Source organism: Pseudocalidococcus azoricus BACA0444 (assembly GCF_031729055.1).
GTDB lineage: Bacteria > Cyanobacteriota > Cyanobacteriia > Thermosynechococcales > Thermosynechococcaceae > Pseudocalidococcus > Pseudocalidococcus azoricus.
The window spans coordinates 375,805-392,571 of sequence record NZ_JAVMIP010000002.1; the positions used below are offsets into that span (position 1 = coordinate 375,805).

Below are 16,767 nucleotides of genomic sequence, written 5' to 3' on the forward strand. Positions count from 1 at the left end.
CGGTGAGGATTTGACCAGAACAGGCTAGAGTGAGGGCAGGTTTTGTGTCCCCCTGCGTTGGATTCTCAAGCTTTGCGCCTGTGCAGATGTTACCCAAATTTGCCCCTTGGTTGATGACCCTCACGTTAAAAAAAAGGATATGGATTGCTGGGGGCCTGGGACTGGTGGCCACTGGAGTTATGGGCGGCGGGGGCATGTGGTGGAGTCTGAAACAGCAAGAAGCTCCCCAGGCCAACACCTTTACCCAAATCCTCCAGGCCCCAGAGCCAAACCAAATAGCCAGCCTGGAAAAACTTGCCCACCAAGGCCCACCGCTGCAACAGGCCCAGGCCCGCTATTTACTGGCGATCTCTGCCCTGGAAAAGAGTGACCCCAACGCCGCCCTAGACTGGTTAAAGGACTTAGAGCAAAAAAATACCCCCCTGACTGCCCCGATTTTGGTTCTCCAAGCCCAGACCTATGAAAAAGCCAATCAACCCACCCCAGCCAAAGCCACTTGGGCAAAGATCCTCCGCCAGTTTCCCCAAGAACCGGAAGCCGCCCTCGCCCTGTTGGCCCTGAATCAACCCGACCAAGCCCTGGCCCAATTTCCCCAAGTCCCGGCCGTTGTTAAACTGGCCCAAACTCGGCTCCAGGCCAATCCCCACCAACGGTCGCTGCTGGTGTTGATGGCAAAACATGGCCTGTTTTTAGAGAACTATCTTGAGATTCTGGATCAACTCACTAAGGATTATGCCCAGGAACTGAAACCGGCAGATTGGGCGGCGATTGGCTTTGGTTATTGGGAAAATCTAGCTTACAAAAAAGCAGGCCTGGCCTATCTGAAAGCCCCACCCACCGCCTTTAATACCTATCGCGCGGGCCGAGCGTTGCAACTGGGGGATGAACGGGATCAAGCCATTGCCACCTATCAACGGGTTGTCAAAGAATTTCCCAAGACCAAAGAAGCGGCCCTGGCCTGGCTCCGGTTGGGTCGTCTCAGTCGGAATCACCGCCAAGCCTTGCACTATTTTCAACAGGCCATCACCACCGCTAACCAGGCCCAAACCCTGACCATTGCCGCCGATGCCCTGCTCGATCAAGCTGGCCTGTGGGAGAAACTGGGAAACTGGCCCAAAGCCGCCCAGGCCCGAGAAACGTTATTGACCACCTATGCCACCAGCCCCGCCGCCGCCCAACTGAGATGGCAACAGGCCCAACGGGATGCCCAAACCGGAAACCTCAAAGACGCGAGAACGTGGGCCCAATCGCTGCTCAAACATAACCCCGATAGTGAACTGGCTCCAACTGCGGCCTTTTGGTTGGGACAATGGGCGATGGATCAGCGACAACGGCAAACAGATTGGCAAATTCTCCGAGATCGCTATCCCTATTCCTATTACACTTGGCGCGCCTTGAGTCTGATGGGTAAACCCGTGGGCACATTCACCACCGTCCGGGCCCTGAATCCGCCAGTTGATCCGCAAAAACGGCAAAGTTTACCCCTCAGTGCTGGGTCGCCAACCTTACAGGCCCTCTATGAAATCGGCCAATTTGACCTGGCCTGGAGTCGCTGGCAATGGGAATTTCGGCATCGGGTTGAACCAACGGCTGCGGAACAATTAACCGATGGCCTCCTCCGCTTGGGGGTGGGGGATTATTTGGATGGGATTTTCATGCTGGAGAATCTACAACAACGGGCCCGCACGGAACCCGCAACCGCCAAGTTTTTTGCTCCGGTGCTGAAAGATCCGGCCTATTGGTATGCCCTTTACCCCTTACCCTTTTGGTCACAAGTCCAGGCCTGGTCAGCAAAACGGCAGATAAATCCTCTGTTGGTCATGTCTTTAATTCGCCAAGAGTCGCGCTTTGAAGTCGGGATTCAGTCGGTTGTGGGAGCCACGGGGTTAATGCAAGTCATGCCCGATACGGCGGCCTGGATTGCCCCCCAAATTGGCCTGACATCCTATCGCTTGGACAATGTGGAGGATAGTCTCAACCTGGGAACTTGGTACTTTGCCCATACCCACGACCTTCATGATCAAAATACCCTCCTGGCCCTAGCGAGTTACAATGCTGGGCCGGGAAATGTGGCAGATTGGCTCCAGCGATTTAGCTACAAGGATCCGGATCGGTTTATTGAGCAAATTCCTTTCCCAGAAACCTATGGCTATGTCAAGTCTATTTTGGCTAACTATTGGAACTATCTCCGTCTCTACAGTCCTCAGTCTCCCCTCTAGGCAGATGAAACGGATGCAAGGCCAATTTCTAAGATGACTGGGGCATGATCACTGGGTTTTTCCAGTTTGCGCGGGGCCGAGTCAATAACACAATTCTGGGCCTGGGCATAAAGTCCTGCCGTGAGATAGTGATGATCAATCCGCCAGCCCCGATTACCCCGAAACGCTCCGGTGCGATAGTCCCACCAACTGTAATGGCCCGTTTCTGGGGTGAATTTCCGAAACCCATCCTGAAAGCCCAAGGCGGCTATTTTGGCTAGGGCTTCTCGCTCTGGATCCGTGGCCATAATGTGGGTTTCTCGCCCTTGGGGATCATGAATGTCAATATCTTCGGGGGCAATGTTAAAGTCGCCACAGATAATCATTTCCGTTGGAGATTCCCGTTGTAACCTGGCCAAGTAGGTATGTAATGTTTCTAGCCATTGTAGTTTGTAGTGATATTTATCCGTCCCCATTGCCGAACCATTGGGAATATAAACATTAATCACCCGCATATTTGGCCCAATGATCCCCGTAATCAACCGTTTTTGAGTCTCTAAGTCGCCAACATCACCCAAGACGGGACTAAATCCAGTGGAGATTTCGGTCACTGGCTCACGACTGAGGATCGCCACGCCGTTGTAGGCTTTTTGTCCAGAAATATAAACGTGATAGCCTAAATTCGTCAGGGGGGCCTGGGGAAAGAGTTCATCCACCACTTTGGTTTCTTGCAAACAGAGCACATCAACTGGATTGGCCTGCAACCACTGGCAAACCTGTTCCAAGCGGGTGCGAATTGAGTTGACATTCCAAGTGGCAATTTTCATAAATCGAGTTTTGGTGCTTTTAGACGGGCGGGTGAAAGTAAAAGGCTGTACCCAAAATGGCATAGGTCGCCAATAATAACGCGCCTTCTAACCAATTGGAACGGCCATCAAGACTAATTAAATTAGCGACAACAACGGCAATGATTACCGCTACCACTTCAAAGGGGTTAAAGTTCAAATCCATCGGTTGGCCAATGGCCTGGCCCACTAGAACCAGAATCGGCGCAACTAGGAGTGCCACTAACAAGCTGGAGCCCATTGCCACCGAAACAGCCAAATCCATATTGTTTTTCATCGCCACCCGCACCGAAGTGACATATTCCGCTGCCCCACCCACCAAAGGCAACAAAATTACCCCCGTAAAGAGAGGCGTGAGACCCAGGCCTGAGGTGGCTTCCTCAACAACCCCAACAAAAATTTCTGACTCAAAGGCAACCCCAATGGTGGCAATCACTAAAACCGAGACCCAGAGCACCAAGTTGGGTTTATGACTGGGTTCCACTTCCCCTTCTAAATCCACTTGGCTGACATCGTACAGGTAGCTATGGGTCTTGAGGGAGAACAGCAAGGTGAGGGCATAAACGACAATCAACACCACAGCCGTGACGATGGATAACTGACCAATGGCAGCGTCTGTCACTCCTTTAGACGTGAAAATCACCATTGCCGGGAGCAAAATTGCCGAAACCGCCACGGTCATTGAAGAGCCATTCACCCGCGCCACCACGGGGGCAAATTCCTGTTCCTTAAATCGCAAGCCGCCCAGAAACATGGATAAGCCCATCACTAAAAGTAAGTTGCTGACAATGGTGCCGGTAATACTCGCTTTGACAATATCCACCAGGCCGGAACGCAAGGCCACCAAGGCAATAATTAACTCGGTCGCATTACCGAACACGGCATTTAATAATCCACCAATGGTTGGCCCCGTAGCCAAAGCCACTTCTTCTGTCGCCGTACTCAGCCAAATTGCTAAGGGAATGATCCCCAAGGCGGAGGTAAAAAAGATGGTTAAAGTCCCCCAGTGGAAATAGTCCGCCGCAATGGATATCGGAATAAAAACCAGAAAACCCACGGAAATCAACTGTTTTAGCTTCATAGGAGGCCGTGCCTTGGGGATTTATCCAAAATCGTTATGACTATGATATGGTGTAAATAAGAGGATGTAACTGAATGTAACAATCCTACCTTTGTTCAGTTCCTCATCACAGTTTATGATGCTGTTTTCGTAGTAATTAGGAGCGTATCCCATGGCAGAAGGTTGTTTACAAGTTGGGCAATTGGCCCCGGACTTTAGTGCGACCGCGGTTTTTGATCAAGAGTTTAAGGATGTCAAACTGTCTGACTACCGTGGCAAATATGTGGTCTTGTTTTTCTACCCCTTAGATTTCACCTTTGTTTGCCCAACTGAAATTATTGCCTTCAGTGATCGGTACAGCGAATTTTCCAGCATCAATACGGAAATTTTGGGTGTGTCTGTGGATAGCCAGTTTTCCCACTTGGCCTGGACGCAAAGTGACCGGAAAGCGGGGGGTGTTGGTGAGTTGAACTATCCCTTAGTCTCTGACCTGAAGAAAGAAATCAGCACGGCGTACAATGTCTTGACCGAAGAAGGAGTGGCCCTGCGTGGGTTATTTATCGTTGACAAAGAAGGGGTGATCCAACACGCCACGATCAATAACTTGGGCTTTGGTCGGAGTGTGGACGAAACCTTACGGGTGTTGCAGGCGATTCAGTACGTTCAATCTCACCCGGATGAAGTCTGTCCCGCCGGTTGGCAGCCTGGGGAGAAAACCATGAACCCCGATCCCGTCAAGTCCAAAGTTTATTTTGAAGCAGTAGGTTAATTGCCTTCTCTTTTAATAAACGAATGAGATTTAAGACTGCTTGGTTGAGGCTAGGCAGTTTTTTTGTCTTCAATTTACAAGATTACGGCAGGTCACATATAGCAATCCCATCTGGTTATAGAACTTCTTAATGCTGGAAATCGTGTTATGTCAAGGTTCTACCGTTTGGAAGTCAAAAAGGATTACTGTAGTAGTAACCGTTTAAACTGAATACGAAAAAAATCTTTTGAATACAGTTTGTATAGCAAGATACATGGGCTGCTAGAAACTGATTTTTGACTTATTGACAGCCATGGATGAATATGGCACGATCCATAATCAAATTTATATAAAGTCTGTAATTCTGAAGCAACGTCATCGAACTACTTAGATACACATAACTATAACTAGCTTGGATTAGAAATATATTTAGCTCTTTTTAATATTTGCCTAATTGACAGATTAACATTAGCAGGATCAGCCAAAGGGACTTGATTCATATTGCATATTTTATGTTTCATGCTTAAGGATAGTCCTGATGAGCATCTCGAAGAACTACAAGAAAGATCAGTCTGTGACTCGGATGGAGGGTCAGAAGTTATCAGTCCCTGGAAAGGTAGTGCAGATTTTCATGGCAAAAATCAATCGTGTTTTCCGGGTAGTTATTTTTCTTCTGACCCCAATTATCGGTTATCGAGATATCCCCATAGAATCTTACCCGCCTTCTGTGGGGGCTTCCTCTGATCTAGCAGTGCCGCGCTTTCGGGTGGAGGCGGCGGTGCAACGGCTGATAGAGTCCTATGGCCCAACAACCACCAAGGTTCAGGAAAGGCCAGTTTCTTGGCAGCATAGTCACTTTATGTGTTACGACGCAACTGGGAGTTACATTGGCCGAGTTGGCGGCCGGCCGGGCAGACGGTATTGGGAGGATTCAAGTGGCTGGAAACACTACTAACTTTCTAATCTGTTTAGGGTGTGAGGTAAGGTTTAGCCACTTTCCAGTAGCGAGAGAACCGTTTTAGATCTGTGTTGGCAGGAATTTCCACAAACCCTGGGGATGGAATAATTTTGACGGGGACGGGTAAACTTTGACAAATTTGGGTAAATCGGGGGCTGGGGCTTGGACTGGTGATGACCTGGGTAGCTTGGTGGTGAGCAATAAACTGAGTTAGCTCTTGGATAACATGGCCGCGGCGAATTTCTACGGGAAGTTCCAAGAGACATTCATAGATAAAAACGAGGCGTTTGAAACTGATCCCCCAGGCCTGGAGCAGATCATCATCCCAAACCCAAACTGCGGGTCGATCAGGATACTGTGACCAGATGGGCTGAGTTGGGCTGAGATTATCGCCATGTATCCAAATGACGGATTGATCCACAACGGTAGATGGGGTGAACTGTCCAGATTAAACTCTAGCAGTATTGACTAATATCCTCGCCACATTCATCGGCTAAGAAACATAAGGCCCGGAAGCGCAAGACCATCAATTGCTCATAGAAGGGGTTGAGATGGCACAGGGCCGGAATATGAAACTGCCAGGGACCAATTTTAACATCCCGTTCAAAGGGGCATTGGGCAGGAATCCACCGACATAACCAATGGGCCCGGCGGCTATGACGCACTTCAATGGATTCTAACCAGGCCTGGAAACGCTGAAACAGCACTTTGAGAAATTTTGGAAACTTAGGAGACGATTGAGGTGGAGACATTGGCTCTCCTTGAAAGACATGGCTAAACATACGGACGATCACTCCCGCGCAATACAGCTTGAAAGTAAAGAAAGGTCAAAATGGTAAAAAACTTTAAGTTAACAGTTAAATACAAGTTAAAAGAGAGGACATGAATGACAAAATAGCAAGAAAATGTTAATTGAACATGAATAATTAAAGAGGTTCTGGCAATCGCTAGGCAGAGTTTATGGCTTGAGTAAAACTAAGTAAATCAAGGAGTTTTAACTCAAATGAGTCGCTCTATCTCTGTCTTAACGCAACCGTTAGTCTAGCACATCAGTAGATCTACAGAAGTTAATATATTTTCGGAATAAAATAGATTTATGAGACTGTCGAGGCAGATTCTCAGGTTAGTTAGGCATCTATAGGGAGAATGTCGAGCGTTTAGTATCACAGGCTACCAATAATTTCTAAATCATTGATAAACCACTGGAAATCAGTCGAGAACCTTGCGTAAAATCAAACAGTTTTGGGAGCCGATGCGCCGATACTCTAATTCACTCGCAATGTTTTGTAATAATTTCAAGCCGCGCCCGCCATCCTGGTCTGGGGAAATTTGCTCCGGCAGCGTGGCCAGTTTTTCCTGGAGATTAAATGTGGGCCCGTGATCCCAGACTTTCAGTTCTACGGCAGTGGCGGTTCCTTGGAGTTCAATCAAGACAGGCGGCGGCTCTGGGCTATGGTGATGGGCATGGCGCACCGCATTGGTAAAGGCTTCAGCGAGGGCTAATTCCAGTTGGAGCCAAATCGTTTTCTGGACCCATTCCGGGCGGGCCTGGGCGAACCAACTTAGGACTTGATCTAGTTTCCCTAAGTCGCTGGCTACTTGGAGGGTTTGTTGAAGGGGCACGGGTATCCTAAGTTAAGCCAAAGCAATACCCTATATTTTGCCACTCTCCTTCAACCATCACTAGAGGCACAGCCCCAACTTGCCATCAGTTCAGCCACAGATAGAATTTTCCGAATTGGCCGAACATTTCCGCTGGCAAAGAGCAATCCGGCCTGAACATCCCCTTGGCTTGCGGCGTTGAGAACTTGGAGGAGGCAAAATGAAGTCCCTTGATCTCGGCAAAGACAGGTTTGGAGGCAGTTGGCAAGGCATCTTCGCTCTAAGGTTGGGGCTTGGGTGGCAATATCTGTTGTGAGTTGATTTTTCAGGACGCGGGCGGGTTTTCCCACGGGACTGGTGATTGAAATAATATCCTCAGGCCTGGCCTGGAGGTGGACTTGTTTATAGGCATCAGCGGCATCACATTCTTGGGTTGTAATAAACCGACTGCCAATTTGCACCCCATCTGCGCCCAACCGCAACATCTGCTGAATGTCTTCCTGCTCCCAAATGCCCCCTGTAATGATGATCGGAATCTGGAGGTTAAGACTGTTCAGGTAATGGCGCAGGTGTTGGAGGGTTTGACCGAGATCATTGGGGATCCCATCCTGGCATTGGCTGGCAAAATGGCCACCAATTTTCTGGCAGTTTTCAACAATTATGGCATCTGGATAACGATGGTAATTTTTCCCCCAGGCCTGGCAGATTATCTGAGCCGACTCCAGATCCGCCACAATCGGCACGAGGGCCACATGGAGATAATCTTGGGTCACTTCTGGCAAAGTCAAGGGCAACCCGGCCCCAGTCACAATTAAATCTGCCCCCCCGGCCGCTGCGGTTTGGGCTAGGGCTAAATAATCTTTGGTGGCAACGAGGATATTCACACCAATTATTCCCGTGGGAGATAGCTTTCTAGCCGTAGTCAGGGCATCTTGAAGGGCGAGTTGGTTGGCCTGGAAAAAAGTCTTCCGGGGCGCTCGCTCTGGAAAATATGGGGAGTCAAAGCCGATCCCAAAGCTCGAGATCAGGCCAATTCCTCCCGCTTCCGCCACCGCCGCCGCCAACTTAGCCCCGGAGACTTTCACGGCCATTGCCCCTTGGATAATTGGATATCGAGCCGTATGTGTACCAACAGTTAAGGGCTTAAAGAATACAGAAGCGTTCATATTGAAGATGATCCAGAATTGAAACTTGCTATGGTCAAAGTCAGGGGGAAAGGTCTCAAGGTTGCTGAGTTTCAGTTTTAAAGGTTGGGGGCATGATGACGTGGGTGGCCAGGCCAAGTTTTTCTAGGGCTGCAATCACCCACCAAGTGACATCAATTTCCCACCACCGCCAGCCTGCTTTGGCCACTTTGGGAAAGGCGTGATGATTATTATGCCAACCTTCGCCATAGGTTAGAATTGCCGCCCACCACAGGTTACGAGAATTATCCGCCACATGGAACGTCCGATAACCCCAAACATGGGTGACAGAGTTAATAAACCAAGTGCTATGCCACAGCAACACGGCCCGGACAAACATCCCATAAATGACCCATGACCAACCGCCCATAAGATAGAGCAAAATTCCTAAGGGCAACTGCAACCAGAGAAAATTACGATTCAACCAGCGGTAAAAGGGTTGCTTGACTAGATCGGGGGCATATTTTTGATACTGGTCATAATCAAACACCGCCGGATTCGGACAGAACAACCAAAGGATATGACTCCACCAAAACCCCCGCTGGGCCGAGTAGGGATCCAGTTCTACATCTTCTGTATGGGCATGATGCAACCGATGACCGGCAACCCAAAAAATCGGCCCCCCCTGTAAGGCCAAGGCCCCAATCACAGCAATGGGGTATTCCAACCAGCGGGGAACTTTGAAACTACGATGACTCAGGAGCCGATGATAGCCGAGGCAAATACCGATACTGCCAAATAGCCAGTGCAATACCAGGAGGACTCCTAAGGCTGACCAGGAGAAAAACCAAGGGGCTAAACAGGCCAGGCCATGGACAAGGGCAAAAAAGGCAACGGATAGCCAATTCACTGGATAGTTTGTCGGGGCCTGGGGAGTATTGACCACCGTGACACTATTGAGATTGGACTCTGAAATTGATTCGGTTGGCATGGACACTACACTCACAAAATTAGCAATAATGACATTAAATGGAAATTCAACGTATCGCCCTGAACAACAGTCTCTAAATTGCCTGACAGAAGATGTCTGTTTTTTTGGGCACTAAATAGGCATCAAAGACTGCGGCAATATTCCGAATCAACAACCGCCCCTTGGGTGTCACTTCCAGGCCATCACTGAACCGCCGTAAAAGACCATCTGCCTCCAGTCCATCAAGTTTGGGTAAAGCATCAGCAAAGTAATCATTAAAGTCCCTGGCTAACCCCAATTGATATTTTTGATTTAAGTCATCTAGGGATAACCGAAACTGACACATCAACTCCATAATCACCGCTCGGCGAATTAAATCATCCTCAGTCAGGGTGACACCGCGCTCGATGGGGATTGCCCCAGCATCAACGGCCTGGTAGTAATCCTGGAGCCGCTTATGGTTTTGGGTATAAACATTCTGCAACATACTAATGGAGGTCATCCCAAAACCCAATAGATCCGCCTCTGGTTTGGTGGTGTAGCCTTGGAAGTTCCGATGCAGTTGCCCGGCCTGTTGAGCAAGGGAAAGTTCATCATTGGGTTTAGCAAAGTGATCCATGCCAATGAAGCTGTAACCATTTCCCGTCAGTTGACTAATTGTATTGTGGAGAATCCGGAGTTTGGCGGCTGCATCGGGCATTTCTGAAGCTGGCATCCGTTTTTGCAAGGGTTTGAGCCAGGGAATATAGGCAAAGTTAAAAACAGCAATTCGATCTGGATTCAGTTGAATGGTTTTAGCGACGGTTGCTTGGAATGTCTCGATGGTTTGATAGGGCAGCCCATAAATTAAGTCCACATTCACACTGGCAAACCCGGCTTCCCGAATCCAGGCCATGACATCAAATAACATCGCTTCCGGTTGAACCCGATTAATCGCCTCTTGGACAGTTGGATTAAAGTCTTGAATCCCAAAACTAATCCGATTAAAGCCCAATTGGCGAAGAAACTGAATATAATCGCGATCCACATAGCGGGAATTTATTTCAATGGAAATCTCAGCATCTTCCGCAAAGGTAAAATGAGTCGTTAAGGCTTGCCAAAGAGTCACCACCTGATCTTGGGCCAGATAATTGGGCGTGCCACCCCCCCAGTGGAGTTGATTAACAATTCGCTGAGCACTAACTTGGGGGGCAATGTGCTGAATCTGACGGATTAAATAATCTAAATACCGAATGGCGGCGGGTTTGTATTGGGTGATGATTGTATTGCAGCCGCAGAAGTAGCAAGGGGTTTCACAGAAGGGAATGTGGCAGTAGAGAGATAGGGGCTTGTGGTGTTGGTTGCCCAACTCCAGGGCCTGGAGAAATTGATTCGAGTCAAACTCAGGCTTTAGTTCTGTGGCCGGAGGGTAACTGGTATAGCGGGGGATGGGTTGGTTATATTTAGTCAGTAATTCAGCATTAAAATCAACAGTAATGGTCATAGTAGGTCTCAAAATCTGAAATTAATGGCGGATGGACGTTGCAGGAAAAAACAGGGAACATACATTTCGGGAGTGAAAGTTAAACTACCGCCACCTCGCGAGACACTGCCCCTTGGAGCCGAACCGTACTACCTGGCCGATCTTGGCGGGTTAATAGGTCAAAGGTATACTCACCAATGGCTGCTTTTACTTCCGGTTCCAATTCGTGCATCACATCGCGGTTGAGTTGAAAGACAAAATTTGCCTCTGTGACAATCTGATCAATCAGGGCCGCGTCTAGGGTTAAGCTGTCTAGGGCCTGGCGATAGCCTTCTTTGAAGGCGCGTTTGGCTTCAATGGAGGGCATGGCGGCAAACTCGTAAAATTCTGTCCCCCGTTGATCCGTGAGTCCCAAGGCTGAGCGAATAATTCCCTTCAATCCCTGCCCACCGGACAAATCCCCCAGATAGCGGACATAGGCATGGGCAATCAGTAATTCCGGTTGCGTATCGGCCAGCACCTTAATCCGATCACAATAGATTTTTCCCGCCGGAGTTAGCTGAATCAATCCTTTCCAGGCCGGGCCAAAGTAAAATTCTAAATCCTGGGCCAGGGCCGCCGTCCGGTTCAGTTCAGGAAAGTAGAGTTGAGACAGAATTGGATGCCCGGCATGGCGACAAAATGCGGTTTCCAGTTCTCCATAAATAAAGTAAAAGTCACCAAACAATTTCCGCAGGGGTTCCCGCTCCACAATCCCCTTAATAAAACACTTCATAAAGGCGGTATTTTCCGCAAGGGTGTGGGCCTGGGTTGTGCCTTGACGGAGCGCCACAGAAAGCGGTTGACTCATAACAAAATCCTCATGGTCGAAAATGAATTGAAACCAAGTCACAAAAAAATGGGTTGAATTAAACATCGTCACGGCTCTATCGCAAACTATTAATAGACCACACCCCGCATCTGCTCAGTATCCACAGGCTTGATTAAAAATAACCGCAGCATTTGCCAGAGAATTACGGTCATCCAAGGCAGTTTCTGGAAGAACTTGATGAATTTTGGTTGCCTGTTGCCGTTAATTTCCGTAAGTTTGGCATTGGCCTGGGCGCAGGTTTCTAGCCGTGGGAAAAATTCCGGATGCTCGGTATTCAAAACACTGGGAAAGGCCCGCTCCGAGGTTTCATTGGTGTGGCTAATTACCTGTTGGTTGTAGTGGTGGGGATCGATCCCAATGGATGCATAAAAATCTGCCCGCTCCAAAACTGTTAAGGTATGGGTGACAAAAACCGTCAGTAAGAAGAATCTAGCCCAGAGCCTTGCTTGCCAGGTTTGCCAAAGTTGGGGTTGAGAGCGTAGTAGGGCCTTAAAGAAATCTCCGTGGCGGTTTTCATCCTGACACCAACTCTCAAAATATTGAAATAGGGGATAAATTTCATGTTCGGGATGTTGCTCTAAATGCCGATAGACCAAGATATACCGCCAGTAACCAATTTTCTCCGATAGATAAACGGTATAGATCACCCATTCCGGCGGAAAGAAGGTATAAGTTCGGTTTTTAGTTAAATAGCCTAAGTCTAGGGACAAGCCAAAATCAGCCATGGCCTTGTTTAAGAATCCGGCGTGACGGGCTTCATCCCGGGCCAAAAGGTTAAAAGCTTCCGATAAAAGGGGATTGCGGCCCTTCAATTTCCGCGAGAGTTCCTTAAACAGTAAAAACCCAGAAAACTCGGAGGTAATGGATCGCTCTAGAAACTCAATAAAGGCCTGGCGAGTTTCTCGACTAATGTGACTCCAATCCCGCTCAAAATTTGCATTACGGACAAAGTGATGGCGGTTATAGTCAGCCCGCAACTCAGCAATGACCGACTCTAGTTCTACAGACTGCTGGGATAAATCAAGGCTGGCTACCTTGTCAAAATCGGTGGTATAAAACCGCGGGGTTAAGAGAGTTTGTTGCACCGGGGCTTTAATTCCAGGGGCTAGTTCCGTAAAGGTAGAGGGGGGTGCGCTGACCATAAACAATCATCACCACAGTAAATCACTAGAGTTCACTGTCCGATGAAACCCGGCCGGGTTCAAGTCAGTTACCCGCATTACCCCTTAGTTACTTGCAGTAAATAATTAAGATTGGAGTTGAGTTTCCAGGGTTTATAAAGAAATACTAAAGCTCTCCCAGGGAGTCTCAGAGGAGGTAGCGGTTAGTTATTTGGGTAGGGATTGGGGATTGGCTGGGGTATAGGGCGCGGCATCCCAATAGACAAAAATCGAGACCTTCTCCAGACGATAAATTTGCCCCCGATCCCCCAACCCGGCCTGGCGATAAGCTGGTTTTTGATTTTGATCCAAGTAATGCCCGGGACGATCACCCACGGGGACTAAGTCATAATGTTGGCCACTGGCAAGTTTAATCGCCACCACTCCCTGTCGTTGGGAAAAGCTACATTGACCAGAATAGGTGGCCCGATCATCCCCTTGGGGGTAAATATCACAACGAGCCGTCACGGCATCTCCATAGGCCGGAGCCTGAATGACAATCGCACTACCCACAACTAGGGCCGAAATCAATATTGAGCCTAATTTCATAAACAATATCCTTGATAGTTTGGGGATGAACCACTTTAAGGGAAACTATTGCTTTTCCATCCTAGGGGAGTGATTGGCAGCTGCTGTTGACCGTTTATAATTCTTTTTTCCTATTCGGGGCCTGTTGTTATCCTGTGTAACGTTACTAATCATTTTGATACATAAAGATAGTAAATTAATGATTAGACTCCAGAGGTCCAAGGACAGCATGACATTAAGTGGTGTTAACAATCCATGCTCAGAGCTTAAATGTCCAATTCAATATGTTATGGATGTGTTAGATAGTAAGTGGTCCATCATGATCCTCCGGGAACTGTTCTCCCAATCTCGCCGCACCCATGAACTCCAAACTGCCTTAGTTGGAATTAGTACCAAAACCTTGACCCAAACGCTGAGAAAGTTGGAAGCCCATGGCCTGGTTGAGCGAACGGTTTATGCGGAAGTTCCCCCCCGTGTGGAATATTCCATTACCCCTAAAGGCTGGCAGTTACAACCCGTCATGTTTGCCCTTCATCAGGTTGGTTCCCAATGGTTAGAGCAAGACCCCTGTGTTTGTGCCTTAATTGAGCCAGCACAGTTTTAGGGGAACCGGCTTATATCTAGCTCACGAGTTGGCTACTGGGCTACAGGTGTGAGACCCTTAGCGGACACCCGCCGGAATGGGTATAGGTAGGGCTGCTTCATTGGCTAAGACCTTATCAATCAGGCCATACTCTTTGGCTTCATCGGGGGTCATGTAGAGCAGTCGATCCATGTCCTTCGTGATCCGCTCTGGGGTTTGTCCGGTGTTACGGGAGAGAATTTCCACCATGGTTTGCTTGTTGGCGAGAACTTCCCTAGCCCGGATTTGAATGTCAGTGGCCTGGCCGCGGGCATAGCTTTTGGTTTGATGCATGACAATGGTGGCGTGGGCTAAACTGGCCCGATATCCTTTAGTTCCAGCAGAAAGTAGAAGGGCTGCCATTCCCATCGCCTGGCCAAGGCAAATTGTATGGACTGGGGGCTTGATATAGTTGATGGTGTCACAAATTGCAAAGGCTTCGGTTTCAAACCCAACGGGTTCACCATCATAGCGAGAGGTTCCGGTGGAGTTGATATAGATGCGGATTGGTTTTTCAGGATCGTCGTATTGGAGGAATAACAGTTGGGCCACCAATAGCTCAGTTACGGCCGGGACTAGAGGCATTCCTAAATAGACGATCCGTTCTTTAAGCAGTAAAGAGGGTAGATCAGGAGGGGGAGTGCGATAGTAGGCATCACCGTAGTAGGGAGATTGAGCAGATTCAATCGGCAACCGCATGGCAGACACAGCAACAAATGGTTATCTTTTCTTTAGTCTAGTCCCTTTGGCATTAAAAGGGGGATGGGGGATCAGGAATACCATGGCTCGGTTTTTTCCCAAGAGACAGTCGCCAACAATGGCCTGGGAATTGTTAACGTGATCCTAGAGAATCAGCAGTATAGGAGCCAAAGGAATCCTCTATGTTTCTGGTCACAGGTGCAAGTGGGCAGTTAGGGCGGCGGGTTGTCCAGCGATTATGCGCGCAGAATATTCCGGTGCGGGCTTTTGTCCGGCTGAGTTCCGATTATGACCAACTCCGGCAATGGGGGGCGGATCTTTACATTGGTGATGTCCAAAATCAACGGGATTTGGTCAAGGCGGCCCAAGGGGTGCGGTATATCATCGCCTGTCATGGCAGCAAGATTAGTAGCGGTCAACATTTAGCGGTAGATTATCGCAGTAGCATTGAGTTAATTGAAATTGCCAAAGCCATTGGCCTGGAACATTTCACCTATATTTCGGCCCTCGCCGTGACGACCGACCGCCAAGATTCCCCCCTGCTGAAGGCTAAATGGGAAGTTGAAAATCATCTCCAGGCCAGCGGCTTGAATTACACCATCTTGCGACCGGCCACCCTTATGTCTAGCTTGATTCCCTTGGCGGTGCGCTTTCAACAGACTGGTGTGTATTTACTTCTTGGCAACCCAGAGCATCGCATTGGCTTAGTCAGTACGGATGATTTAGCGAAAATTGCCCTCGCCGCCCCCCAAACCCCCGCAGCCTATAAACAAACCTTTACCGTTGCCAGTTCCCAAGTACTTTATCGTCAAGATGTCCCTCAGATATTTGGGCGATTTTTTAATAAGCAGCCGATCACGATTAATGTGCCCCAAGGGGCTGTAGATGGGGCCTGGACGATGTTGGGACTGTTCAATGCCGAGATTAAAAACGAGCTAGGTACACTCCGCACCCTCTTAGGCCATGAATGCTATGGTCAGCCCCAAGAGATTGAACGGATGGAGCAAACCTTTGGCCTGGGGAGTGAAAACTTAGAAACCTTTTTAAGCCGCCACTTTAACCAAATTGAGGCCTATGATTAATCATGATTTGAGGCTGCTTAATCCCGGAACAGTCAGGGCGACATTGGCGTTGGTGAGCATTTGGGGAAATTGGGGTAAAACCCGCTGACATTGATGGATAAAAGTATCTAACCAGGCCTGAAGTTGGGTCAATTGTTCTGACGTTAGAAAATAATCATCAGCCCCTCGGTATTGAATTTCGGCATGGCTCGCGAGTTCATAATCCACAAACCAACTGCTGTGGGGACGACTCGATTGCCAGTAGTTGCGGGTAATGAGATCTCCGAGGTACTTTTTGGCCACCTGACCGACTTGGTTGAGACTGGCAACGGCCTGGGACAGCGTCACGTTTGCGGCTGTGTATTGATCAATCAGGGCAACGACTGTTGGAGGACTCGGTAGAGAATTTGTGACCGGATCGACCAGACCCAACAGACTCCATAGCTTACTTTCCAACTGCTCCACATGGCCCCGATAGCCTGGCCCCAGTTGACTGAATGATTGATGTAGCCGCACCAATAGGTCTAATTCTGCCGCCTTATTTTCTGAGAGGGCTGCAAAATCCACCAACTCTTCCACAAACTGGGAGTTCTGGGAGTCTGTTCCGCTCAATGGTTCCGCAATTAACCCCAAGGCCACAGCTTGATCTTGGATCAGCCGGCGAACATAGTAGCGGGTCATCGGTGTGATGGGCATAGTGACTCCAGGCCTGGGAGTGAGAACAGCAAAAAGAAAAGCTTCCGCAGAAACTTAATTGAGGTTGACCAATTGTCTAGGGTCATCATAACAAGCCTCAATGGGGATCATTGAATTCCTGAGAAAAACACAGCCATTTCCGTAAAATTACTTAATTTTTAAA

18 protein-coding genes are annotated in these 16,767 nt (G+C 48.7%); 5 read left to right on the forward strand and 13 right to left on the reverse strand.

All coding sequences use genetic code 11. The annotated features are described in order from the left end of the window. Positions 1–86 precede the first annotated feature (86 nt). Complete coding sequence (locus RIF25_RS04265; RefSeq protein ID WP_322877379.1) at positions 87–2,219, forward strand: lytic transglycosylase domain-containing protein; 2,133 nt, start codon at positions 87–89, stop codon at positions 2,217–2,219. Here the strand turns inward: RIF25_RS04265 and xth are convergent. Both xth and cax read right to left on the reverse strand, forming a co-directional pair. After that, a complete protein-coding gene (xth, locus tag RIF25_RS04270) occupies positions 2,216–3,025 on the reverse strand; it encodes an exodeoxyribonuclease III (protein ID WP_322877309.1) in 810 nt (269 codons plus the stop codon). The genes RIF25_RS04265 and xth overlap by 4 nt on opposite strands. A gap of 19 nt (positions 3,026–3,044) precedes the next feature. Beyond that, entirely contained in the window at positions 3,045–4,124 is a 1,080-nt protein-coding gene (cax, locus tag RIF25_RS04275) for a calcium/proton exchanger (protein WP_322877310.1), read from the reverse strand. A 151-nt stretch (positions 4,125–4,275) separates the two neighbouring features. On the opposite strand from cax, the gene RIF25_RS04280 reads away from it, so the two are divergent. Beyond that, positions 4,276–4,872 carry a peroxiredoxin gene (locus tag RIF25_RS04280; RefSeq protein WP_322877311.1) on the forward strand — a complete coding sequence of 199 codons (597 nt, stop codon included), beginning with the start codon at positions 4,276–4,278 and terminating at the stop codon, positions 4,870–4,872. 610 nt (positions 4,873–5,482) lie between these two features. Next, a complete protein-coding gene (locus RIF25_RS04285; protein ID WP_322877312.1) occupies positions 5,483–5,806 on the forward strand; it encodes a hypothetical protein in 324 nt (107 codons plus the stop codon). A 13-nt stretch (positions 5,807–5,819) separates the two neighbouring features. Here RIF25_RS04285 and RIF25_RS04290 read toward each other — a convergent pair whose 3' ends face one another. The 9 genes from RIF25_RS04290 to RIF25_RS04330 form a co-directional block, all read right to left on the reverse strand. Next, a complete protein-coding gene (locus tag RIF25_RS04290) occupies positions 5,820–6,230 on the reverse strand; it encodes a hypothetical protein (protein WP_322877313.1) in 411 nt (136 codons plus the stop codon). Between the two features lie 34 nt (positions 6,231–6,264). After that, positions 6,265–6,561: a Mo-dependent nitrogenase C-terminal domain-containing protein gene (locus tag RIF25_RS04295; protein ID WP_322877314.1), complete on the reverse strand. Its 297-nt coding sequence runs from the start codon at positions 6,559–6,561 to the stop codon at positions 6,265–6,267. A 457-nt stretch (positions 6,562–7,018) separates the two neighbouring features. After that, positions 7,019–7,432 carry an ATP-binding protein gene (locus tag RIF25_RS04300; RefSeq protein ID WP_322877315.1) on the reverse strand — a complete coding sequence of 138 codons (414 nt, stop codon included), beginning with the start codon at positions 7,430–7,432 and terminating at the stop codon, positions 7,019–7,021. Between the two features lie 50 nt (positions 7,433–7,482). Beyond that, entirely contained in the window at positions 7,483–8,577 is a 1,095-nt protein-coding gene (locus RIF25_RS04305) for an NAD(P)H-dependent flavin oxidoreductase (RefSeq protein WP_322877316.1), read from the reverse strand. A 55-nt stretch (positions 8,578–8,632) separates the two neighbouring features. After that, positions 8,633–9,526, reverse strand: coding sequence for an acyl-CoA desaturase (locus tag RIF25_RS04310; RefSeq protein ID WP_322877317.1), 894 nt, complete (start codon positions 9,524–9,526; stop codon positions 8,633–8,635). Positions 9,527–9,599: 73 nt separating this feature from the next. Next, positions 9,600–10,988 (reverse strand): oxygen-independent coproporphyrinogen III oxidase, encoded by a 1,389-nt coding sequence (hemN, locus tag RIF25_RS04315; RefSeq protein WP_322877318.1) that lies wholly within the window; start codon positions 10,986–10,988, stop codon positions 9,600–9,602. A gap of 79 nt (positions 10,989–11,067) precedes the next feature. Beyond that, complete coding sequence (locus RIF25_RS04320) at positions 11,068–11,817, reverse strand: biliverdin-producing heme oxygenase (RefSeq protein ID WP_322877319.1); 750 nt, start codon at positions 11,815–11,817, stop codon at positions 11,068–11,070. Positions 11,818–11,906: 89 nt separating this feature from the next. Next, positions 11,907–12,980: a magnesium-protoporphyrin IX monomethyl ester (oxidative) cyclase gene (gene acsF / locus RIF25_RS04325; protein WP_322877320.1), complete on the reverse strand. Its 1,074-nt coding sequence runs from the start codon at positions 12,978–12,980 to the stop codon at positions 11,907–11,909. Positions 12,981–13,166: 186 nt separating this feature from the next. Beyond that, entirely contained in the window at positions 13,167–13,547 is a 381-nt protein-coding gene (locus RIF25_RS04330) for a hypothetical protein (protein ID WP_322877321.1), read from the reverse strand. A gap of 208 nt (positions 13,548–13,755) precedes the next feature. Between RIF25_RS04330 and RIF25_RS04335 the strand changes: the two genes are divergently transcribed. Next, on the forward strand, positions 13,756–14,130 hold the full coding sequence (locus RIF25_RS04335; protein ID WP_407682314.1) for a winged helix-turn-helix transcriptional regulator: 375 nt from the start codon (positions 13,756–13,758) through the stop codon (positions 14,128–14,130). A gap of 57 nt (positions 14,131–14,187) precedes the next feature. Here the strand turns inward: RIF25_RS04335 and RIF25_RS04340 are convergent, their stop codons facing one another. After that, on the reverse strand, positions 14,188–14,847 hold the full coding sequence (locus tag RIF25_RS04340) for an ATP-dependent Clp protease proteolytic subunit (protein WP_322877323.1): 660 nt from the start codon (positions 14,845–14,847) through the stop codon (positions 14,188–14,190). Between the two features lie 182 nt (positions 14,848–15,029). Between RIF25_RS04340 and RIF25_RS04345 the strand changes: the two genes are divergently transcribed. Then, positions 15,030–15,929, forward strand: a complete 900-nt coding sequence (locus RIF25_RS04345) for an SDR family oxidoreductase (protein WP_322877324.1) — start codon at positions 15,030–15,032, stop codon at positions 15,927–15,929. On the opposite strand, the gene RIF25_RS04350 is transcribed toward RIF25_RS04345, so the two are convergent. Then, positions 15,930–16,604 (reverse strand): hypothetical protein, encoded by a 675-nt coding sequence (locus RIF25_RS04350; RefSeq protein ID WP_322877325.1) that lies wholly within the window; start codon positions 16,602–16,604, stop codon positions 15,930–15,932. It lies immediately after the preceding gene. Positions 16,605–16,767 lie beyond the last annotated feature (163 nt).